The organism is Pseudomonas koreensis, from assembly GCF_024169245.1.
Classification (GTDB): Bacteria; Pseudomonadota; Gammaproteobacteria; order Pseudomonadales; family Pseudomonadaceae; genus Aquipseudomonas; species Aquipseudomonas koreensis_F.
Genome location: NZ_JALJWP010000001.1, coordinates 174152 through 195525, shown reverse-complemented (window position 1 = coordinate 195525; position 21374 = coordinate 174152). Strand labels below are relative to the sequence as shown.

The 21374-nt window shown below is 61.4% G+C and carries 18 protein-coding genes; 16 read left to right on the top strand and 2 right to left on the bottom strand.

The features are described from left to right. The first annotated feature begins 275 nt into the window (after positions 1 to 275). The 16 genes from mraZ (at position 276) to lpxC (ending at position 18093) form a co-directional block, all read left to right on the top strand. Positions 276 to 731: a division/cell wall cluster transcriptional repressor MraZ gene (mraZ, locus tag J2Y90_RS00855; RefSeq protein WP_007917012.1), complete on the top strand. Its 456-nt coding sequence runs from the start codon at positions 276 to 278 to the stop codon at positions 729 to 731. Further along, complete coding sequence (gene rsmH, locus J2Y90_RS00850) at positions 728 to 1675, top strand: 16S rRNA (cytosine(1402)-N(4))-methyltransferase RsmH (RefSeq protein WP_408005117.1); 948 nt, start codon at positions 728 to 730, stop codon at positions 1673 to 1675. The genes mraZ and rsmH overlap by 4 nt, the downstream gene beginning before the upstream one ends. Continuing rightward, on the top strand, positions 1672 to 1965 hold the full coding sequence (gene ftsL / locus J2Y90_RS00845; protein ID WP_016773269.1) for a cell division protein FtsL: 294 nt from the start codon (positions 1672 to 1674) through the stop codon (positions 1963 to 1965). The genes rsmH and ftsL overlap by 4 nt, the downstream gene beginning before the upstream one ends. Then, on the top strand, positions 1965 to 3704 hold the full coding sequence (locus J2Y90_RS00840; RefSeq protein WP_185054099.1) for a peptidoglycan D,D-transpeptidase FtsI family protein: 1740 nt from the start codon (positions 1965 to 1967) through the stop codon (positions 3702 to 3704). Before ftsL ends, J2Y90_RS00840 begins: the two co-directional genes overlap by 1 nt. After that, positions 3704 to 5167, top strand: a complete 1464-nt coding sequence (locus J2Y90_RS00835) for a UDP-N-acetylmuramoyl-L-alanyl-D-glutamate--2,6-diaminopimelate ligase (RefSeq protein ID WP_253495784.1) — start codon at positions 3704 to 3706, stop codon at positions 5165 to 5167. Before J2Y90_RS00840 ends, J2Y90_RS00835 begins: the two co-directional genes overlap by 1 nt. After that, entirely contained in the window at positions 5160 to 6527 is a 1368-nt protein-coding gene (locus J2Y90_RS00830; RefSeq protein WP_253495782.1) for a UDP-N-acetylmuramoyl-tripeptide--D-alanyl-D-alanine ligase, read from the top strand. The genes J2Y90_RS00835 and J2Y90_RS00830 overlap by 8 nt, the downstream gene beginning before the upstream one ends. Continuing rightward, positions 6527 to 7609: a phospho-N-acetylmuramoyl-pentapeptide-transferase gene (mraY, locus tag J2Y90_RS00825; protein WP_016773275.1), complete on the top strand. Its 1083-nt coding sequence runs from the start codon at positions 6527 to 6529 to the stop codon at positions 7607 to 7609. Before J2Y90_RS00830 ends, mraY begins: the two co-directional genes overlap by 1 nt. A gap of 5 nt (positions 7610 to 7614) precedes the next feature. Further along, a complete protein-coding gene (gene murD / locus J2Y90_RS00820) occupies positions 7615 to 8961 on the top strand; it encodes a UDP-N-acetylmuramoyl-L-alanine--D-glutamate ligase (RefSeq protein WP_253495780.1) in 1347 nt (448 codons plus the stop codon). Continuing rightward, a complete protein-coding gene (gene ftsW / locus J2Y90_RS00815; RefSeq protein WP_016773276.1) occupies positions 8958 to 10175 on the top strand; it encodes a putative lipid II flippase FtsW in 1218 nt (405 codons plus the stop codon). The genes murD and ftsW overlap by 4 nt, the downstream gene beginning before the upstream one ends. Beyond that, positions 10165 to 11235, top strand: coding sequence for an undecaprenyldiphospho-muramoylpentapeptide beta-N-acetylglucosaminyltransferase (gene murG / locus J2Y90_RS00810; protein WP_253495778.1), 1071 nt, complete (start codon positions 10165 to 10167; stop codon positions 11233 to 11235). Before ftsW ends, murG begins: the two co-directional genes overlap by 11 nt. Then, on the top strand, positions 11228 to 12688 hold the full coding sequence (murC, locus tag J2Y90_RS00805; RefSeq protein WP_253495776.1) for a UDP-N-acetylmuramate--L-alanine ligase: 1461 nt from the start codon (positions 11228 to 11230) through the stop codon (positions 12686 to 12688). Before murG ends, murC begins: the two co-directional genes overlap by 8 nt. Beyond that, positions 12685 to 13659 (top strand): D-alanine--D-alanine ligase, encoded by a 975-nt coding sequence (locus J2Y90_RS00800; RefSeq protein ID WP_016773280.1) that lies wholly within the window; start codon positions 12685 to 12687, stop codon positions 13657 to 13659. The genes murC and J2Y90_RS00800 overlap by 4 nt, the downstream gene beginning before the upstream one ends. 4 nt (positions 13660 to 13663) lie before the next feature. Further along, positions 13664 to 14530: a cell division protein FtsQ/DivIB gene (locus J2Y90_RS00795; protein ID WP_039761388.1), complete on the top strand. Its 867-nt coding sequence runs from the start codon at positions 13664 to 13666 to the stop codon at positions 14528 to 14530. Positions 14531 to 14545: 15 nt separating this feature from the next. Next, the gene (ftsA, locus tag J2Y90_RS00790; RefSeq protein WP_016773282.1) at positions 14546 to 15805 is read left to right on the top strand and encodes a cell division protein FtsA; all 1260 of its coding nucleotides are present in this window, start codon (positions 14546 to 14548) and stop codon (positions 15803 to 15805) included. 67 nt (positions 15806 to 15872) lie between these two features. After that, positions 15873 to 17069, top strand: coding sequence for a cell division protein FtsZ (gene ftsZ, locus J2Y90_RS00785; protein ID WP_016773283.1), 1197 nt, complete (start codon positions 15873 to 15875; stop codon positions 17067 to 17069). 112 nt (positions 17070 to 17181) lie between these two features. Continuing rightward, positions 17182 to 18093 (top strand): UDP-3-O-acyl-N-acetylglucosamine deacetylase, encoded by a 912-nt coding sequence (lpxC, locus tag J2Y90_RS00780; RefSeq protein ID WP_007916984.1) that lies wholly within the window; start codon positions 17182 to 17184, stop codon positions 18091 to 18093. A gap of 150 nt (positions 18094 to 18243) precedes the next feature. On the opposite strand, the gene J2Y90_RS00775 is transcribed toward lpxC, so the two are convergent. Continuing rightward, complete coding sequence (locus tag J2Y90_RS00775; protein WP_253495774.1) at positions 18244 to 19752, bottom strand: sensor domain-containing diguanylate cyclase; 1509 nt, start codon at positions 19750 to 19752, stop codon at positions 18244 to 18246. A gap of 184 nt (positions 19753 to 19936) precedes the next feature. Further along, positions 19937 to 21214: an OprD family porin gene (locus J2Y90_RS00770; protein WP_301291698.1), complete on the bottom strand. Its 1278-nt coding sequence runs from the start codon at positions 21212 to 21214 to the stop codon at positions 19937 to 19939. Between the last annotated feature and the right edge of the window lie 160 nt (positions 21215 to 21374).

Genomic DNA, 21374 nt, shown 5'->3' with positions numbered 1-21374 from the left:
CGTCTTTGTAATACCGAAAAAATCTTACTCTTAACAAACTACTTTAACTTTCGAGCGCAGCTTTCAGTGCTGCATCAAGTTATCGGTCAAAACTTCACGTCAGATTCTCGTTAAGCCTCCTTTTACGTCGCTAAATCTCCGTTCTGTAAGGCTTTTCCTTTAATCCGCGCCTTGACGGTGTGGTGGGCGCATTCCTATAGTGTGCGCAAGTGGCGGAAAGTGGCATGAAGTGGGTTTTTTGAGCTCAAAACGATAAAAATTGGAGAAACGCTGACGTGTTTCGCGGAGCTAACGCTATCAGTCTCGATGCAAAGGGCCGTCTCGCCATGCCGAGCCGGTACCGTGACGAGCTCGATTCGCGCAGTTCCGGCCAATTGATCGTGACCATCGATGCCGTTGATCCATGTCTGTGTGTCTACCCGCTCGATGAGTGGGAAATTATTGAAACCAAGTTGCGCGCACTCCCTTCGCTTCGCGAAGAGAACCGTCGCCTGCAACGTTTATTGATTGGTAATGCCGTCGACCTCGAACTCGATGGCAGTGGGCGTTTCCTGGTTCCGCCGCGTTTGCGCGAGTACGCCAAGCTCGACAAGCGCGCGATGCTGGTCGGCCAACTGAACAAGTTCCAATTGTGGGACGAGGATGCATGGAACGCGGTGTCTGCCGCTGACCTTGCTGCTATTCAACAACCGGGCGCGATGCCTGATGAACTGCGTGATTTGATCCTGTGACTATTGATAGCGGCTTTAACCACATCACCGTACTGCTTGACGAAGCCGTCGAGGCTCTCGCCGTACGTCCTGATGGCTGCTATCTGGACGGCACGTTCGGGCGCGGCGGGCACAGCCGGTTGATCCTCAGCCAGCTCGGGCCGGACGGTCGACTCATCGGGTTCGACAAGGATCCACAAGCGATTGCCACCGGGCAAACGCTAGCGGCCGAAGACGGCCGCTTTGTCGTTGTGCAGCGCAGCTTTGCCGAGCTCGGCTCGGTGGTTGCCGAGCAAGGCCTGACCGGCAAGGTCAGCGGCATTCTGCTCGACCTCGGCGTGTCGTCGCCGCAGCTCGACGACGCCGAACGCGGCTTCAGCTTCCTCAATGACGGGCCGCTGGACATGCGCATGGACCCGTCCCGTGGCATCAGCGCTGCCGAATTCGTCAACACCGCGCCGGTGGAAGAAATCGCCCGGGTGTTCAAGGAATACGGTGAAGAACGTTTTTCCGGGCGCATGGCCCGTGCCGTTGCCGAACGTCGTGACATCAAGCCGTTCGAGCGCACCGCCGATCTGGCCGAAGTGCTGAAAGTCGCCAACCCGGCGTGGGAAAAAGGCAAGAACCCGGCCACCCGTGCGTTCCAGGGTTTGCGCATTCACGTCAATAACGAGCTGGGCGATCTGGAGGCCGGGCTCGATGCCGCGCTGGAAGCGCTGGAAATCGGCGGCCGTCTGGTGGTGATCAGCTTCCACTCGCTGGAAGACCGCATCGTCAAACTGTTCATGCGCAAGCTGGTGAAAGGCGAAGCCGATAACCTGCCGCGCAACCTGCCGGTTCGCCACGTCGCCTTCGAACCGAAAATCAAAATCCACGGCAAAGCGCAGACGGCCTCCGACGCCGAACTCAAAGCCAACCCACGTTCCCGTAGCGCTGTCATGCGTGTCGCGGAGAAGTTGCGGTGAGCAAGCTTTTCGCCAAGCCACTGCCCGGCGGCAGCTTTCTGATGCTGCTGCTGTTTATCGGCGTGCTGTTTTCGGCTATCGCCGTGTCCTACAGCGCGCACTGGAACCGGCAGTTGCTCAACACCCTTTACAACGAACTGAGCGTGCGCGACAAGGCGCAGGCCGAGTGGGGCCGGCTGATTCTCGAGCAGAGCACCTGGACTGCGCACAGCCGCATCGAAGTGCTGGCCACCGAACAACTGAAAATGCACATTCCTGGCGCGGCTGACGTGAAGATGGTGGCGCCATGATGAAACTCGAAGGCGCACTGTTCCCTTGGCGCTTCCGCCTGATGGTGGCGCTGCTCGGCCTGATGGTCGCGGCGATCTGCTGGCGCATCATCGACCTGCAAGTGGTCGACCGTGATTTCCTCAAAGGTCAGGGCGATGCGCGCAGCCTGCGGCACATACCGATTCCGGCGCACCGTGGCCTGATCACCGACCGTAACGGCGAGCCTCTGGCCGTTAGTACGCCGGTGACCACGCTGTGGGCCAACGCCAAGGAAATGCAGACTGCCAAAGAGAAGTGGCCGGCTCTTGCTGCCGCGCTGGGGCAGGACCCGAAAGCCCTAAGCGAACGCCTCGAAGCCCAGGCCAGCAAGGAATTCATTTATCTGGTGCGCGGGCTGACTCCCGAGCAGGGCCAGGCTGTGCTCGATCTGAAAGTGCCGGGCGTGTACGGCATCGAAGAATTCCGCCGCTTCTACCCGGCCGGTGAAGTCACCGCGCACATGGTCGGCTTTACCGACATCGACGATCACGGTCGTGAAGGCGTCGAGCTGGCCTATGACGAATGGCTGGCCGGGGTGCCGGGCAAACGACAAGTCATCAAGGATCGCCGTGGCCGGCTGATCAAGGATGTTCAGGTCACCAAAAACGCCAAGGCCGGCAAGCCCTTGGCGTTGTCGATTGACCTGCGTCTGCAATACCTGGCCAACCGTGAGCTGCGCAATGCGATCATCGAGAACGGCGCCAAGGCCGGCAGTCTGGTGATCATGGACGTCAAGACCGGCGAGATTCTGGCCATGGTCAACCAGCCGACCTACAACCCGAACAACCGTCGCAACCTGCAACCGGCGATGATGCGCAACCGCGCGATGATCGACGTGTTCGAACCGGGTTCGACCATGAAAGCCATTTCCATGAGCGCGGCGATCGAAACCGGCCGCTGGAAACCGAGCGACACCGTCGAGGTGTACCCGGGCTCGTTGCAGATCGGCAAATACACCATCAAAGACGTGTCGAAGACCGAAGGGCCGGTGCTCGATCTGACCGGCATCCTGATCAATTCCAGTAACGTCGGCATGAGTAAAGTCGCCTTCGATATCGGCGGCGAAACCATTTTCCGTCTCGCGCAGAAAGTCGGTCTCGGTCAGGACACCGGCCTGGGCTTCCCGGGCGAACGCGTCGGCAATCTGCCCAACTATCGCGAATGGCGCAAGGCTGAAACTGCAACCTTGTCTTACGGCTACGGTATCTCCGTGACCGCGATCCAACTGGTGCACGCGTTCTCGGCGCTGGCCAACAACGGCCGTCTCGCGCCGCTGACCCTGATCAAAACCGACAAGATGCCGCAGACCACGCAAGTGCTGCCCGAAGCCGTGGCGAAAACCATGCAGGGCATGTTGCAGCAAGTGATCGAAGCACCGCGCGGTGTGTTCCGTGCGCAGGTGCCGGCGTATCACGTCGGCGGCAAGTCGGGTACCGCGCGCAAGACCTCGGTCGGTACCAAGGGCTACGCGGAAAACTCCTACCGTTCGCTGTTCGCCGGCTTCGGCCCGATGAGCGATCCGCGTTACGCCATCGTTGTGGTGATCGATGAACCGACCAAGGCCGGTTACTTTGGTGGTCTGGTCTCGGCGCCAGTGTTCAGCCGTGTGATGTCCGGCACCCTGCGCCTGATGAACGTGACCCCGGACAACCTGCCGACTACGCAGCAGGCCAACGCCACCCCGGTCGTTCCGCTGAAAGCCAATGGAGGGCGCGGCTGATGTCATTAAGTCTGAACAAGATATTCCCCCAAGCCGGCCACGATCTGTTGATCCGTGAACTGGCGCTGGACAGCCGCAACGTGCGCGCCGGCGACCTGTTTCTCGCCGTGCCCGGCGGACGCTTCGATGGCCGTGCGCACATTGCCGATGCCTTGCAACGTGGCGCGGCTGCCGTGGCTTATGAAGTCGAAGGCGCTACCGTGCTGCCAATCACCGACGTGCCGCTGATTCCGGTCAAGGGTCTGGCGGCGCAGTTGTCGGACATCGCCGGGCGTTTTTACGGTGAGCCGAGTCATCACCTGAACCTGATCGGCGTCACCGGCACCAATGGCAAGACCAGCGTGACCCAACTGGTCGCGCAGGCGCTGGATCTGCTCGGTCAGCATTGCGGCATCGTCGGCACCCTCGGTTCCGGTTTTTATGGCGCGCTGGAAAGCGGCCTGCACACCACGCCGAACCCGATTGCCGTGCAAGCGACGCTGGGCGACCTGAAAAAGGCCGGCGCCAAAGCCGTGGCCATGGAAGTGTCGTCCCACGGTCTGGATCAGGGCCGGGTCACCGCGCTGGCGTTCGACGTGGCGGTGATGACCAACCTGTCCCGCGATCACCTGGATTATCACGGCACGATGCAAGCGTACGCCGAGGCCAAGGCCAAGCTGTTCGCCTGGAATGACCTCAAGTGCCGGGTGGTCAACCTCGACGACGATTTCGGCCGGCAACTGGCGGCGGAAAAACGCGAGTCGCGCCTGATCACCTACAGCCTGCTCGACAGCAGCGCGTACCTGTTCTGCCGCGAAGCGCAGTTCGACGACCACGGCGTGCGCGCCACGCTGGTCACGCCGCAGGGCGAGCATCATCTGCGCAGCACGCTGCTCGGCCGTTTCAACCTGAGCAACGTTCTGGCCGCAGTCGGCGCCTTGCTCGGTCTGGATTACGCCCTCGACGAAATTCTCAAAGTGCTGCCGAAGCTCGAAGGCCCGGCCGGTCGCATGCAGCGACTGGGTGGCGGCACGCAACCGCTGGTGGTGGTCGATTACGCCCACACCCCGGATGCACTGGAAAAAGTTCTCACTGCACTGCGCCCGCACGTCAAAGGCCAACTGCTGTGCCTGTTCGGCTGCGGCGGTGATCGCGATCGCGGCAAGCGTCCGTTGATGGCCGAAGTGGTCGAGCGTCTGGCCGATCAGGTGCTGGTTACCGATGACAATCCGCGCACCGAAGATCCTGCTGTGATTTTCGACGACATCCGCGCCGGTTTTACCGCTGTGGATAAAGTCACTTTCGTCGCCGGTCGCGGTCAGGCCATTGCGCAATTGATTGCCGGCGCGACCGCGGACGACGTCATTGTCCTGGCCGGTAAAGGTCATGAGGACTATCAGGAAATCAACGGCGTGCGCCATGCGTTTTCCGATCTGGTCGAGGCTGATCATGCCCTGACCGCGTGGGAGGTGGCCCATGCTTAAGGCCCTGACACTCAGCGAGCTGACCAACGCGCTCGAAGCCCGTCTGATCGGCAGCGACGCCAGTTTCAACGGCGTGAGCATCGACAGCCGCGCGATCCAGCCCGGCCAGCTGTTCATTGCCCTGACCGGGCCGCGTTTCGACGGCCACGATTATCTGAATGATGTCGCTGGCAAAGGCGCCGTGGCGGCACTGGTCGAGCGTGAAGTCGCCGACAGCGCGCTGCCGCAATTGCTGGTCAAGGACACCCGTCAGGCCTTGGGCCAACTCGGTGCCTTGAATCGTGCTGCGTTCACCCAGCCAGTGGCAGCGGTGACCGGTTCCAGCGGCAAGACCACGGTCAAGGAAATGCTCGCGAGCATCCTGCGCACCCGCGGCCCGGTGCTGGCCACCCGTGGCAACCTAAACAACGACCTCGGCGTACCGCTGACCCTGATCGAACTGGCGCCGGAACACACCTCGGCCGTGATCGAACTGGGCGCCTCGCGTCTGGGCGAAATCGCCTACACCGTCGGGCTGACCAAGCCGCACGTAGCGATCCTGAACAATGCCGGCACCGCTCACGTTGGTGAGTTCGGCGGTCCGGAAAAAATCGTCGAAGCCAAAGGCGAAATCATCGAGGGTCTGGCCGCCGATGGCATCGCCGTGCTCAACCTCGATGACAAGGCCTTCGGTATCTGGAGGACCCGCGCTGCCGGTCGCCAGGTGTTGACCTTCGCCCTGAGCAACAGCGAGGCGAATTTCCACGCCAGCGATCTGGCCACTGATGCCCGTGGCTGCCCGGCGTTCAATCTGCACACGCCGGAAGGCAGTGAGCGCGTGCAACTGAACCTGCTCGGTACCCACAACGTCGCCAATGCTTTGGCTGCCGCCGCTGCTGCTCACGCCTTGGGCGTGTCGCTGTTCGGCATTGCCACCGGGCTCGGCGCGGTGCAACCGGTCAAGGGACGCACCGTCGCGCAACTGGCGAAAAACGGCATGCGCGTGATCGATGACACCTACAACGCAAACCCCACCTCGATGTGCGCGGCCGTTGATATACTCGCCGGCTTTTCCGGCCGCACCGTTCTGGTGCTCGGGGATATCGGCGAGTTGGGCGACTGGGCGGAGCAGGGGCACCGCGACGTGGGCGAGTACGCCCGAGGCAAGGTTTCCGCGCTTTACGCCGTCGGGCCGAACATGGTCCACGCCGTAAACGCTTTCGGTGAGCAGGCACAGCACTTCGGCACACAGGCCGAGTTGATCCAGGCCCTCGCCGCCGAGCAGGACACAAACACCACCATTTTGATCAAGGGTTCGCGCAGCGCAGCGATGGAAAACATCGTTGCGGCTCTGTGCGGGTCCAGTCTGGAGAAACATTAATGCTGCTGCTGCTAGCGGAGTATCTGCAACAGTTCTACAAAGGCTTCGCGGTCTTTCAGTACCTGACCCTGCGCGGGATTCTCGGTGTACTGACCGCGCTGGTCTTGTCGCTGTGCTATGGCCCGTGGATGATCCGTACTCTGCAGAACCGTCAGATCGGCCAATCGGTGCGTAACGACGGCCCGCAATCGCACCTGTCCAAATCCGGCACGCCGACCATGGGTGGCGCGCTGATTCTGTCGTCGATTGGCGTCAGTACTCTTCTTTGGGCTGACCTGAGCAACCGCTACGTCTGGGTGGTGCTGCTGGTGACCCTGCTGTTCGGCGCCATCGGCTGGGTCGACGACTACCGCAAAGTCATCGAGAAAAACTCCCGTGGCCTGCCGAGCCGCTGGAAGTATTTCTGGCAGTCGGTGTTCGGCCTCGGCGCAGCGATCTTCCTTTATATGACTGCCGCGACGCCGGTGGAAACCACGCTGATCCTGCCGATGCTCAAGGACTACAGCATTCCGCTGGGCGCCGGCTTCATCGTGCTGACCTACTTCGTGATTGTCGGTTCGAGCAACGCAGTCAACCTGACTGACGGCCTAGACGGCTTGGCGATCATGCCAACCGTGATGGTCGGCGGCGGTCTGGGGATTTTCTGCTACCTGTCGGGTAACGTGAAATTCGCTGAATACCTGCTGATTCCTTATGTGCCGGGCGCAGGCGAACTGATCGTGTTCTGCGGTGCGCTGATTGGTGCCGGCCTCGGTTTCCTCTGGTTCAACACCTATCCGGCGCAAGTGTTCATGGGCGACGTCGGTGCACTGGCACTCGGCGCGGCGCTGGGCACCATCGCCGTGATCGTCCGTCAGGAAATCGTCCTGTTCATCATGGGCGGCGTGTTCGTGATGGAAACCCTGTCAGTGGTCATTCAGGTTGCCTCCTTTAAGCTGACCGGTCGCCGCGTGTTCCGCATGGCGCCGATCCACCACCACTTTGAACTCAAGGGCTGGCCCGAGCCGCGCGTGATCGTCCGTTTCTGGATCATCACGGTGATTCTTGTCCTGGTCGGCCTTGCCACCCTGAAGCTGAGGTAGAACGAGTGTCTCTGATCGCTTCTGACCACTTCCGCATCGTTGTCGGCCTCGGCAAGAGCGGCATGTCCCTGGTTCGCTTCCTGGCGAACCGGGGCACGTCGTTTGCTGTCGCCGACACGCGGGAAAATCCACCGGAACTGGCCACGCTCAAGCGTGACTATCCGCACGTGGAAGTGCGTTGTGGCGAGCTGGACGTCGAATTCCTCTGCCGTGCCGACGAGCTCTACGTGAGCCCCGGCCTGGCGCTAGCGACCCCGGCCCTGCAAGCCGCCGCGGCCCGTGGCGTGAAAATGTCCGGCGACATCGAGCTGTTCGCGCGTAACGCGCGGGCGCCGATCGTGGCGATCACCGGTTCCAACGCGAAAAGCACCGTCACCACGCTGGTCGGCGAGATGGCGGCTGTGGCCGGCAAGCGCGTCGCTGTTGGCGGCAACCTCGGCACCCCGGCGCTGGATCTGCTCAGCGACGACGTTGAGCTTTACGTGATGGAGCTGTCGAGTTTCCAGCTGGAAACCACCGACCAGCTCAACGCCGAAGTCGCCACCGTGCTGAACATCAGCGAAGACCACATGGATCGCTATAGCGGTCTGCCGGCGTATCACCTGGCCAAGCACCGGATCTTCCGTGGCGCGAAGCAGTTTGTGGTCAACCGTCAGGATGCCCTGAGCCGGCCATTGATCGGCGAAGGCCAGCCATGCTGGACCTTTGGCCTGAGCAAACCGGATTTCAAAGCGTTCGGTATCCGCGAAGACGATGGCGAGAAGTATCTGGCCTTCGAATTCCAGAATCTGCTGCCGGTGCGTGAGTTGAAAGTTCGCGGCGCGCACAACCAGTCCAACGCTCTTGCAGCTTTGGCATTGGGCCACGCTGTGGGTCTGCCGTTCGACGCCATGCTCGCGGCGCTGCGCACGTTTACCGGGCTCGAGCATCGCTGCCAGTGGGTGCGCGATCTCGACGGCGTGGCCTATTACAACGATTCCAAAGCCACCAACGTTGGCGCTGCTCTGGCCGCCATCGAAGGCCTCGGTGCGGACATCGACGGCAAGGTCATTCTGATCGCCGGCGGTGATGGCAAGGGCGCCGAATTCAACGATCTGCGTGATCCGGTGGCGGCCAACTGCCGCGCCGTGATCCTGATGGGCCGCGACTCCGACAAGATCGGCGCAGCCATTGGCGATGCAGTGCCGCTGATTCGCGCGACCTCGTTGATCGACGCCGTTGCGCAATGCCGCGCCGCCGCCCAACCGGGTGACGTGGTGCTGCTGTCGCCGGCCTGCGCCAGTTTCGACATGTTCAAGAATTACGAAGACCGTGGTCACCAGTTCGTCCGCGCTGTGGAGGAACTGGCATGAACCTGAGAAACATCATCAAGCCGTACCCGTCGCCGCTGATCACCGGGCGTGGCATCGACCTCGACTTCCCGATGCTCGCCGGTTGCCTGGCGCTGCTTGGTCTCGGCCTGATCATGATCGCTTCGGCGTCCACCGAAGTGGCGGCGGCGCAGTCGGGCAGTCCGCTGTATTACATGATTCGCCACCTTATCTATGTGGTGCTGGGTCTGGGCGCGTGCATCGTTACCATGATGATTCCGATCGCCACCTGGCAGCGCCTCGGCTGGATGATGCTGATCGGTGCGTTCGGCCTGCTGGTGATGGTGATCATTCCCGGCATTGGCCGTGAAGTGAACGGTTCGATGCGCTGGATCGGTTTCAGCTTCTTCAACGTGCAGCCGTCGGAAATCGCCAAGGTGTTCGTGGTGATCTACCTCGCCGGTTATCTGGTGCGCCGGCAGAAAGAAGTGCGCGAGAGCTGGATGGGCTTCTTCAAACCGTTCATCGTCCTGCTGCCGATGGCCGGTCTGTTGCTGATGGAGCCGGACTTCGGCGCCACGGTGGTAATGATGGGCGCGGCGGCGGCGATGCTGTTTCTTGGCGGGGTCGGACTGTTCCGCTTCTCGCTGATGGTAGTGCTGGCGGTTGGCGCGGTGGTTTTGCTGATCCAGATGCAGCCCTATCGAATGGCGCGTCTGACCAACTTCGCTGACCCGTGGGCCGACCAGTTCGGCGCCGGCTATCAATTGTCGCAAGCCTTGATTGCGTTCGGTCGCGGCGAGTGGCTGGGTGTCGGCCTGGGCAACAGCGTGCAGAAGCAGTTCTACCTGCCGGAAGCGCACACCGACTTCGTGTTCTCGGTCCTCGCCGAAGAACTGGGCGCGGTCGGTTCGCTGTGCACCGTCGCGCTGTTCGTGTTCGTGTGTATTCGCGGCATGTACATCGGCCTGTGGGCGGAGAAGGCCAAGCAGTTTTTCGCCGCTTACGTGGCTTACGGCTTGTCGTTCCTGTGGATCGGTCAGTTCCTGATCAACATCGGTGTGAACGTCGGCCTGCTGCCGACCAAAGGCCTGACCTTGCCGTTCCTCAGCTACGGCGGCAGCTCGCTGGTGATCTGCTGCGCCTGTCTGGGCCTGTTGCTGCGCATCGAGTGGGAGAGTCGGACCCACCTGGGCAGCGAAGAGATGGAATTCCAGGAGAGCGACTTCGCCGAGGAGCCGACTCATGGGCGCTAACGTATTGATCATGGCCGGGGGTACCGGCGGCCACGTGTTCCCGGCGCTGGCCTGTGCCCGCGAATTTCAGGCGCGCGGCTACACCGTGCACTGGCTCGGCACGCCACGCGGGATCGAAAACGAACTGGTCCCGGCGGCAGGGCTTGAACTGCACCGGATCAACGCCAGCGGTTTGCGCGGCAAGGGCAAGTTGTCGCTGCTCAAGGCGCCGTTGATGCTGCTCAAATCGGTCTGGCAGGCGCGGGCGATCATGCGCCGCCTGAAGCCGGTGTGCGTGGTTGGCTTCGGTGGATATGTGACCGGCCCTGGTGGCCTTGCCGCGAAACTGGCTGGCGTGCCGGTCATCGTTCACGAGCAGAACGCTGTCGCCGGCACCGCCAATCGGTTGCTGGTGCCGTTCGCCGCCCGAGTGTGTGAAGCGTTCCCCGACACCTTTACTCTGTCGGACAGCCGCCGTACCACCGGTAATCCGGTGCGCAGCGAGCTGTTCCTCGACACATCGCGCCCGGCGCTGGCCGGGCGCAAAGCGCGTTTGCTGATCCTTGGCGGCAGCCTGGGCGCAGAACCGTTGAACAAATTGCTGCCTGAAGCCCTGGCCCAAGTCGCTGCCGACCTGCGCCCGGAAGTGTTTCATCAGGCCGGCAAAAGTCACGATGAAGTGACTGCCGAGCGTTACCGCGCCGTGGGTGTGGAAGCGCAGGTGCAGCCGTTCATCAAAGACATGGCCCAGGCCTATGGCTGGGCTGACCTGGTGGTGTGCCGCGCCGGCGCGCTGACCATCAGTGAGCTGGCGGCCGCCGGTCTGCCCTCGATGCTGGTGCCTTTGCCCCACGCGATCGACGATCACCAGACCCGCAACGCCGATTATTTGGCCCGCGAAGGCGCTGCCTTCCTGATGCCGCAAAGAACGACTGGTGCCGCGGATCTTGCCGCGCGCCTGACAGAGGTCTTGATGCAACCGCAACGACTCGAAGCAATGGCCCAAGCGGCCCGCCGACTGGCCAAACCCGATGCCACCCGTAGCGTGGTCGATACCTGTCTGGAGGTGGCCCATGGTTGAGAATCAGAAAGCCATGCCACAACCGGAAATGCGCCGCATCCGGCGCATCCACTTCGTCGGCATCGGCGGCGTGGGCATGTGCGGTATCGCAGAAGTGTTGTTGAACCTGGGCTATCAAGTCTCCGGTTCCGACCTGAAAGCGTCGCCGGTCACCGAGCGCCTGGAAACCTTCGGCGCGCAGATCTTCATCGGTCACCGTGCCGAGAACTCCGCTACCGCCGACGTGCTGGTGGTGTCGAGCGCAGTGAACACGTCCAACCCGGAAGTGGCGACTGCCCTTGAACGCCGCATTCCGGTAGTGCCGCGCGCGGAAATGCTCGCCGAGCTGATGCGCTATCGCCACGGCATCGCGGTCGCCGGTACCCATGGCAAAACCACCACCACCAGCCTGATCGCTTCGGTGTTCGCGGCCGGCGGTCTGGACCCGACGTTCGTGATCGGTGGTCGTCTGAATGCAGCGGGCACCAACGCTCAGCTCGGCACCAGCCGTTACCTGATCGCCGAAGCCGACGAAAGCGATGCGAGCTTCCTGCATCTGCAGCCGCTGGTGGCCGTGGTCACCAATATCGACGCCGACCACATGGCGACCTACGACGGTGACTTCAACAAACTGAAGAAAACCTTCGTCGAATTCCTGCACACCCTGCCGTTCTACGGTTTGGCGGTGATGTGCCTGGACGATCCGGTGGTGCGGGAGATCCTGCCGCTGGTGAAACGTCCGACCGTGACTTACGGCTTCAGCGAAGACGCCGATGTGCGCGCAATCAATGTGCGGCAGCAGGGCATGCAGACTTTCTTTACCGTGCTGCGCCCGGATCGCGAACCGCTGGACGTGTCGGTGAACATGCCCGGCAACCACAACGTGCTCAACTCGCTGGCGACCATCTGCATCGCCACCGACGAAGGCGTCAGCGATGAAGCGATTGTCCAGGGCCTGTCAGGCTTCCAGGGTGTCGGTCGGCGCTTCCAGGTCTACGGCGAACTGCCGGTGGACGGCGGCAACGTGATGCTGGTCGACGACTACGGTCACCACCCGACCGAAGTCGCTGCCGTAATCAAAGCCGTGCGCGGGGGCTGGCCTGAGCGTCGTCTGGTGATGGTTTACCAGCCGCACCGTTACAGCCGCACCCGCGATCTCTACGACGATTTCGTCAATGTGTTGGCCGATGCCAACGTGCTGCTGCTGATGGAAGTCTATCCGGCCGGCGAAGAGCCGATCCCCGGTGCCGACAGCCGCAAGCTGTGCAACAGCATCCGTCAGCGCGGTCAGCTCGACCCGATCTACATCGAGCGGGGCGTCGATCTGGCGCCGTTGGTCAAGCCGCTGCTGCGTGCCGGCGACATTCTGTTGTGCCAGGGCGCCGGTGATATCGGCGGTCTCGCGCCGAAACTGTTGAAAAGTGAGTTGTTCGCCGGCGCCGTGGCGGCGTCGGTCGAGGGGAAGTTGAAATGACTGCTGCCTACGCCAAGCTGTTCTCCACCATCGCGCCGAAAGACTTCGGCCGAGTCGCCGTGCTCTTCGGCGGCCTGAGCGCCGAGCGTGAGGTGTCGCTGAAATCCGGTAACGCCGTGCTCGAGGCGCTGCAAAGCGCTGGCGTCGACGCGTTCGGTATCGATGTTGGTGAAGATTTCCTGCAGCGCCTGCTCAGCGAAAAGATCGACCGCGCGTTCATCATTCTCCACGGTCGCGGTGGCGAAGACGGCAGCATGCAGGGCCTGCTCGAGTGCGCGGGCATCCCGTACACCGGCAGCGGCATTCTTGCTTCGGCTCTGGCGATGGACAAGCTGCGCACCAAGCAGGTCTGGCACAGCCTCGGGATTCCCACGCCGCGTCACGCCGTACTGTGCAGCGAAGCCGATTGTATTTCGGCAGCGACGGAACTGGGCCTGCCTTTGATCGTCAAACCGGCGCATGAAGGTTCAAGTATCGGGATGGCCAAAGTGAATTCTGCGTCCGAGTTGATCGACGCATGGAAAGCGGCCAGTACCTACGATTCGCAAGTGTTGGTCGAGCAATGGATTCAAGGTCCTGAGTTCACCATCGCCACCCTGCGTGACCAGGTGTTGCCTCCTATCGCCCTGGGTACACCGCACACGTTCTACGACTACGACGCCAAGTACATCGCCAACGATACCCAGTACCGCATTCCGTGCGGGCTGGACGCGGCCAAGGAACAGGAACTCATGGAACTCACGGCCAAGGCCTGTGAGGCGCTCGGTATCGCCGGTTGGGGCCGGGCGGACGTGATGCAGGACGCCGACGGGCAGTTCTGGTTCCTCGAAGTCAATACCGCACCGGGCATGACCGATCACAGCCTGGTGCCGATGGCGGCGCGGGCTGCCGGTCTGGATTTCCAGCAACTGGTTCTGGCCATTCTGGCCGCCAGCGTTGAAGACGCAGGCGCAACAGAGGCGCGAGGTTAAGACCATGCAAGGCGCTCATCTCAGACATCAGCCACCCGCACCCGGCCGCAAGCCGGTGCCGCGGGGTGCCAGCCGAATGGTGGCGAAAGAGCCGATGTCCGCGCGCCTGCCGAAAGCCAATTTCAGCTTTCTGAAAAGCCTGTTCTGGCCGGTGCTGCTGGTCGCACTGGGCTTTGGAACCTATGAAGGTGCGCAGCGTTTGCTGCCGTATGCCGACCGGCCGATCAGCAAGATCGCGGTGCAGGGCGACTTGAGTTACATCAGCCAGCAGGCAGTGCAGCAGCGGATCGCACCGTTCGTGGCGTCGAGCTTCTTCACCATCGACCTCGCCGGTATGCGTACCGAGCTTGAGCAGATGCCGTGGATCGCCCACGCCGAAGTGCGGCGGGTATGGCCGGATCAGGTAGTGATCCGCCTCGAAGAGCAATTGCCGGTGGCGCGCTGGGGCGACGAATCGCTGCTCAACAACCAGGGCCAGGCGTTCACGCCCAAGGAACTGGCGAACTACGAGCACCTGCCGCAGCTGTTCGGCCCACAACGGGCTCAGCAGCAGGTGATGCAGCAGTATCAGGTGCTGAGCCAGATGTTGCGGCCGCTGGGTTTTTCGATTGCACGCCTGGAATTGCGTGAACGCGGCAGCTGGTTCCTGACCACCGGTGCCGGCAGTTCCGGCCCCGGCATCGAGTTGCTGCTGGGACGCGGCAACCTGGTGGAAAAGATGCGCCGCTTCATCGCCATCTATGACAAGACGCTGAAAGAGCAGATTACGAACATTGCGCGCATCGATCTGCGCTACGCCAACGGCCTCGCTGTTGGCTGGCGGGAACCCGTAGCGCCGACGACAGCCCAACCCGCTGTCGCAAAGAATTAAGAAGAGGCAGGACCCATGGCAAACGTGCAAAGCGGCAAAATGATCGTCGGTCTGGATATCGGCACCTCCAAAGTGGTGGCGCTGGTAGGCGAGGTCGCGGACGACGGCCAGCTGGAAATCGTCGGGATCGGCACGCATCCGTCCCGCGGCCTGAAGAAGGGCGTGGTGGTCAACATCGAATCCACCGTGCAATCGATCCAGCGCGCGATCGAAGAAGCCCAGCTGATGGCCGGCTGCCGCATTCACTCGGCGTTCGTCGGCGTTGCGGGCAATCACATCCGCAGCCTGAACTCCCACGGCATCGTCGCGATCCGTGATCGCGAAGTCAGCTCGGCCGACCTTGAGCGTGTGCTCGACGCCGCCCAGGCCGTGGCGATTCCGGCTGACCAGCGCGTGCTGCACACGCTGCCGCAGGATTACGTGATCGATAACCAGGAAGGCGTGCGCGAGCCACTGGGCATGTCCGGCGTGCGTCTGGAAGCCAAGGTTCACGTGGTCACCTGCGCCGTCAACGCCGCACAGAACATTGAAAAATGCGTGCGTCGCTGCGGTCTGGAAATCGACGACATCATCCTCGAGCAACTGGCCTCGGCCTACTCGGTGCTGACCGACGACGAGAAAGAACTGGGCGTGTGCCTGGTCGACATCGGCGGCGGCACTACCGACATCGCGATCTTTACCGAAGGCGCGATCCGTCACACCGCCGTGATCCCGATTGCCGGTGATCAGGTGACGAACGACATCGCCATGGCGTTGCGCACCCCGACCCAGTACGCCGAAGAGATCAAGATCCGCTACGCCTGCGCCCTGGCCAAACTGGCCGGTGCCGGTGAAACCATCAAGGTGCCAAGCGTCGGCGACCGTCCGCCGCGCGAGCTTTCACGTCAGGCCCTGGCTGAAGTGGTCGAGCCGCGTTACGACGAACTGTTCACCCTGATCCAGGCCGAGCTGCGTCGCAGCGGCTACGAAGACCTGATCCCGGCGGGCATCGTCCTCACCGGCGGTACATCGAAGATGGAAGGCGCGACCGAACTGGCCGAAGAAATCTTCCACATGCCGGTGCGCCTCGGTGTGCCGCATGGCGTGAAAGGTCTGGATGACGTGGTGCGCAACCCGATTTATTCCACTGGCGTCGGTTTGTTGATGTACGGCCTGCAGAAGCAGTCCGACGGAGTTTCGTTCTCCGGCATCGGCAGCCGCGACAGCTACAGCAGCGAAGAGCCTCAGGCGCCGCTGCTGGACCGACTGAAAAAGTGGGTCCAGGGCAATTTTTAAAGCTTTACCGCAACACCGCTACAAACAGCAGTAGGCGAAAAAACTAGAGAATGTAAGGAGAGGGAAAATGTTCGAACTCGTAGACAACATCCCCGCAAGCCCGGTAATCAAAGTTATCGGTGTCGGCGGTGGCGGCGGCAACGCTGTCAATCACATGGTCAAGAGCAACATCGAAGGCGTTGAGTTCATCTGCGCCAACACCGATGCTCAAGCGCTGAAAAACATCGGCGCGCGGACCATCCTGCAACTGGGCACTGGCGTGACCAAAGGCCTGGGTGCCGGCGCCAATCCTGAAGTCGGCCGTCAAGCCGCTCTGGAAGACCGCGAGCGCATCGCTGAAGTGCTGGCCGGCACCAACATGGTGTTCATCACCACTGGCATGGGCGGCGGTACCGGTACCGGTGCGGCGCCGATCATCGCTGAAGTGGCCAAGGAAATGGGCATCCTGACCGTTGCGGTCGTGACCCGTCCGTTCCCGTTCGAAGGCCGCAAGCGTATGCAGATCGCCGACGAAGGCATCCGCATGCTGTCGGAAAGCGTCGACTCGCTGATCACCATCCCGAACGAAAAACTGCTGACCATCCTCGGCAAAGACGCCAGCCTCTTGTCGGCTTTCGCCAAGGCTGACGATGTTCTGGCCGGTGCCGTTCGCGGTATCTCCGACATCATCAAGCGTCCGGGCATGATCAACGTCGACTTCGCCGACGTGCGCACCGTGATGAGCGAAATGGGCATGGCGATGATGGGCACTGGCTGCGCCAGCGGTCCGAACCGTGCACGTGAAGCCACTGAAGCTGCGATCCGCAACCCGCTGCTGGAAGACGTCAACCTGCAAGGCGCGCGCGGCATCCTGGTGAACATCACCGCCGGCCCTGACCTGTCCCTGGGTGAGTACTCCGACGTTGGTTCGATCATCGAAGCCTTCGCTTCCGAGCATGCGATGGTCAAGGTCGGTACCGTTATCGATCCGGACATGCGCGACGAGCTGCACGTGACTGTGGTTGCCACCGGTCTGGGTGCGAAAATCGAGAAGCCTGTGAAGGTCATCGACAATACCGTTCACACCTCCATGGCTTCGGCGCAGGTGCAGCAACCGGCTCCGGCCCGTCAGGAGCAGCCAGCGGTGAACTACCGTGATCTGGACCGTCCGACCGTCATGCGCAACCAGGCTCAGGCCGGTGCTGCGGCTGCCGCGAAGATGAATCCGCAGGATGACCTGGACTACCTGGACATTCCGGCATTCCTGCGTCGTCAGGCCGATTGATGGAATGTATCAGGGCTATGAAGGTGATTGGTGTTCAGCAAAGGCATGGTCTGCTATCATCGCCAGCCTTTGTTGATACCAGTTCGCAATTTGCGCTGAAGCGGCCCAAGCCATGATTAAACAACGCACACTGAAAAATATTATCCGTGCCACAGGTGTAGGCCTGCACTCCGGTGAGAAGGTCTATCTGACCCTCAAGCCTGCGCCTGTCGACACTGGCATTGTGTTTTGTCGCGCTGACCTCGACCCTGTGGTGCAGATTCCTGCCCGCGCGGAAAACGTCGGTGAAACCACTATGTCGACGACGCTGATCAATGGCGACGTCAAAGTGGACACGGTAGAGCACTTGCTCTCGGCCATGGCTGGCCTGGGCATCGATAACGCCTACGTCGAGCTCTCCGCGTCCGAAGTCCCGATCATGGATGGCAGCGCTGGACCCTTCGTATTCCTGATTCAATCGGCAGGCCTGGAAGAACAGGACGCCGCCAAGAAATTCATCCGCATCCTGCGTGAAGTGACAGTGGAAGACGGCGACAAGCGCGCCACTTTCGTCCCTTTCGAAGGCTTCAAGGTGAGCTTCGAGATCGATTTCGATCACCCGGTATTCCGGGACCGCACCCAGAGTGCAAGCGTGGACTTTTCCAGCACTTCGTTCGTAAAAGAAGTCAGCCGCGCGCGTACCTTTGGTTTCATGAGTGACATCGAGTACCTGCGCAAGCACAACCTCGCACTGGGCGGCAGCGTGGAAAACGCGATCGTGGTCGACGCTGATGGCGTGTTGAACGAAGACGGTCTTCGTTATGAAGACGAATTCGTCAAACACAAGATCCTCGATGCGATTGGCGACCTGTACCTGCTGGGCAACAGCCTGATTGGTGAGTTCAAAGGCTTCAAGTCCGGTCATGCACTGAACAACCAGCTGCTGCGCAAATTGATTGAGCAGACAGACGCTTGGGAAGTGGTGACGTTCGAAGACGCCAGCACCGCACCGATCTCTTACATGCGCCCTGTCGCGGCGGTGTAAGTAAAAAACCTCTCTAGTTTTTTGAAGGCCATCTCCGGATGGCCTTTTTTTATGCCTTTTATAAGATCAAGAGATCGCAGCCTTCGGCAGCTCCTACAGGAGTACCGCATTCCAAATGTAGGAGCTGCCGAAGGCTGCGATCTTTTGGCTTTAAACTGACACGACGACCCGATTACGCCCGCCTTCCTTGGCCTGATACAACGCCTTGTCCGCCGCAAACAGCAACTGCTCCAGGGTCATCTCGCTCGCCGTCGTCCACGTCGCTATACCGATACTCACTGTCATCGCCCGCTCAGCGCCCTCGGCCCATGGCAGGTTTTCCACAGCGCTACGGATCTGCTCAGCAATCTGCTGCGCACCTGCGCTGTCGGTCTCGGCGAGAATTACCGAAAACTCTTCGCCGCCATAACGCGCGACCAGATCTGCCGGGCGCCGCACGTTCGCGGTGATCACCTTGGCCAGCTCGCGCAACACCTGATCGCCGGCCTGATGGCCATGCCGGTCGTTGAACGCCTTGAAGTGATCGGCATCGATCATCATCACCGACAGTGGCTGGCCCGAGCGCTGGGCGCGGAACCATTCGTGGCGCAGGGTCTGATCGAGCATGCGTCGGTTGGCCACGCCGGTCAGGTCATCGGTGGCGGCAAGTTGCGCCAGTTCGCGTTCGGCGCGATGGCGCAAACGCAGTTCCCGGGCGAGCAGCCAGGTCAGCCACAACAGGCCAAGGCACAACACGCCAGTGGCGCCGCTGATCAGGATCGCCGTGCGCCGCCAGGTGCCGAACACCTCATCACTGGACAGCGCGACCATCACGGTCAACGGCAGATTGCCCACCCGCGAGTAGGTGTAGAGCCGGCGTTGTTTATCCATGCTTGAGGTACTGGTGAAACTGCCGCTGCCATCGCGGTCGTTGAGAATCCGCACGACGTTGGGTCGATTACCGAAACTCTTGCCCACCGAGTCGCGTTGCAGATACGGCTTCTGTGCGAGCAGCACACCGTCGCTGTTGATGATGTTCAGCGTGCTGTCGGTGCCGATGTCGAGGCTTTTGAACAGATCGTCGAAGTAGTCGAGTTTCAACGACGCCACCGCCACACCGAAGAATTCACCGGTCTGCGAGGAAATGCGTCGGCTGAAACTGATCCGCCACTGATCGGCCTCTTCGCAATCGCAACGGGTCTTGAACGGACGGCTGATGAACATGCCGATGTCGCGGTTGAATGCATGGGCGAGGAAGTAATCGCGGTCGGCGAAATTGCCCGGTTTCGGTTCGATGCGCGAGGAGTCGGCGATCACTTCGCCATGCTTGTCGAGCAGCAGGATGTCGCCTTTGAAGCGCGCGGTGGTCGAGCGATCGAACAGCGCCAGATGACGGATCTGCGGCGAGACGTACTGCAAGTCGTCACGCTGGGCGGCGGCGATCAGCCCTTGCAGCGTCAGGTCGTAAAGCTCGACGGTGCGCAGCACGTCGGCGTCGATCAGTTGCGCAATGGTGGTCGCGCGGCGGGTGGCGGCGTCCTGCGCACTGGCGTATTCGCGGATCAACAGGAAGGTGACGATGCACACCATCGCAATCACGGTCAGCAGACTGCCGAGGATCAACAGGCGCTCGGGGCGACCGGTCTGGCCTGTGATGGAAGGAGTGCGGCTGGCGATCATGATGGGGGTTCGGTTGGAGTGGTTTCATAAGCGTAGTAGGCGTGGCGCCGGACGACCTGTGGGAGCGAGCTTGCTCGCGAAAGCTGATTGTCAGTCAACATCTGCGTTGAATGACACCCCGCTTTCGCGAGCAGGCTCGCTCCCACAGGGTAGATCACAGGATCTGAAAAACGCCGCGCCGATCTTAGAAGACGTTGATCGGGTAGTCGATGATCACGCGGTATTCATCTGTATCCGAATCAATCGCGCCGTAGCCATTGCCACCTCGGTTGGTCGCCCATTGCAGGCGCACCGCGAGGTCCTTGGCCTGACCGCTTTGAACGACGTACTGCAAATCGATATCGCGCTCCCAGTGTTTGGCGTTGCGGCCATCGGCGCTGTACCAGCTGGAATAGCCTGCGCTTTGCGGATCAGCTTTGCTCAGGTTGACCGTGCCGCGTGAGTAGGACAGCGCCGAAGTCAGCCCTGGCAGGCCGACACCCGTGAAGTCGTAGGCGTACTTGAGCTTCCACGAGCGTTCGTTCGGCCCGTTGAAGTCCGAGTATTGCTGGGAGTTGTCCAGGTAAACGCTGTCGCCCTGGCTGATGTAGTCGAACGGTGTGTTGCCGTTGACCCGCTGGTAGGCGGCGGTAACGCTGTGGCTGCCGATGCCGACGGTCAGATGCGCGCTCCAGGTGTTGTTGTCGATGTCGCCGAGCAGTGCATCGCCGGTGTCCTGCGTGTGATAGAAGTGCAGGCCCGGGTTGAGGCTGAGCAGGTCATTCAGTTGCCAGGTGTAGTCGAGGTCGTAGTAGTACTGGTTCCAGATGTCTTTCAGCTCAGAGGCATAAAAGCTACTGGTCAGACCTTCGACACCGCTCCAGGCCACACCGGCCCAGTTCAGGTGTTGGCTGTCATCGCCATCGGCGAGGGTGCCGTAGGACGTCCCGATTCGCGTGTGCCCGCTCTGGTTATACGGCTTGGTGAAACTGGCCTGGCCACCTTCGATCAGCCAGCCGTCGAAACTGTGATTGGCGAGGCTGATGCCGCGAAACGTCTGCGGCAGCATGCGCGTGTCGCCACCGGCAATCACGGGGTTGGTGAGGAACAGGTCACCAGCCTTCAACTCGGTATCGAACGCACGCAACTTCAACGTTCCGCCCGCGGTGGAGAACGACCCTGGCGCTTTGCCGTTGCCATCGCTGATCGGCAGGATACTCGAACCGTCGGTACCGCCACCGCCGTCGAGTTTCAGGCCGAGCATGGCGTGGGCATCGAAACCGAAGCCAACCGTGCCCTCGGTATAGCCGGACTGGAACACCCCGAGAAAACCCTGGCCCCACTCGATGTTGTCGTCCGCTTTCTGCAAGCGGTTGCGATTCATGTAGTAGTTGCGGGCGTTCAGGTTGAGGCTCGAACCTTCGACGAAGCCTTGTTCAGCAGGCTCGTCGGCGTGGGCGGTGGGAACAATCGTTGTGGCCATTGCAATGAACAGCGGGGTAAGGCGGGCAGGGAAAAACACGTGCGGTGGAGCTCCTTGGGTCAGCGGGCCACTCTGTTTCTTGAGCGGCTTGATGTTTCTTGTTGTTACAGACGCACCAGACGGCTTTCAGACCACAACGAAAAAAGGCCGCTGAACGGCA

Excerpts from the sequence above, each read along its gene's own strand:
- murC (WP_253495776.1), top strand. The coding sequence starts at position 11,228 with ATGGTTGAGAATCAGAAAGCCATGCCACAACCGGAAATGCGCCGCATC.
- ftsW (WP_016773276.1), top strand. The coding sequence starts at position 8,958 with ATGAACCTGAGAAACATCATCAAGCCGTACCCGTCGCCGCTGATCACC.
- ftsA (WP_016773282.1), top strand. The coding sequence starts at position 14,546 with ATGGCAAACGTGCAAAGCGGCAAAATGATCGTCGGTCTGGATATCGGC.
- J2Y90_RS00795 (WP_039761388.1), top strand. The coding sequence starts at position 13,664 with ATGCAAGGCGCTCATCTCAGACATCAGCCACCCGCACCCGGCCGCAAG.
- J2Y90_RS00800 (WP_016773280.1), top strand. The coding sequence starts at position 12,685 with ATGACTGCTGCCTACGCCAAGCTGTTCTCCACCATCGCGCCGAAAGAC.
- J2Y90_RS00770 (WP_301291698.1), bottom strand. The coding sequence starts at position 21,214 with ATGGCCACAACGATTGTTCCCACCGCCCACGCCGACGAGCCTGCTGAA.
- ftsZ (WP_016773283.1), top strand. The coding sequence starts at position 15,873 with ATGTTCGAACTCGTAGACAACATCCCCGCAAGCCCGGTAATCAAAGTT.
- J2Y90_RS00835 (WP_253495784.1), top strand. The coding sequence starts at position 3,704 with ATGTCATTAAGTCTGAACAAGATATTCCCCCAAGCCGGCCACGATCTG.
- murG (WP_253495778.1), top strand. The coding sequence starts at position 10,165 with ATGGGCGCTAACGTATTGATCATGGCCGGGGGTACCGGCGGCCACGTG.
- J2Y90_RS00775 (WP_253495774.1), bottom strand. The coding sequence starts at position 19,752 with ATGATCGCCAGCCGCACTCCTTCCATCACAGGCCAGACCGGTCGCCCC.
- J2Y90_RS00840 (WP_185054099.1), top strand. The coding sequence starts at position 1,965 with ATGAAACTCGAAGGCGCACTGTTCCCTTGGCGCTTCCGCCTGATGGTG.
- J2Y90_RS00830 (WP_253495782.1), top strand. The coding sequence starts at position 5,160 with ATGCTTAAGGCCCTGACACTCAGCGAGCTGACCAACGCGCTCGAAGCC.
- mraY (WP_016773275.1), top strand. The coding sequence starts at position 6,527 with ATGCTGCTGCTGCTAGCGGAGTATCTGCAACAGTTCTACAAAGGCTTC.
- lpxC (WP_007916984.1), top strand. The coding sequence starts at position 17,182 with ATGATTAAACAACGCACACTGAAAAATATTATCCGTGCCACAGGTGTA.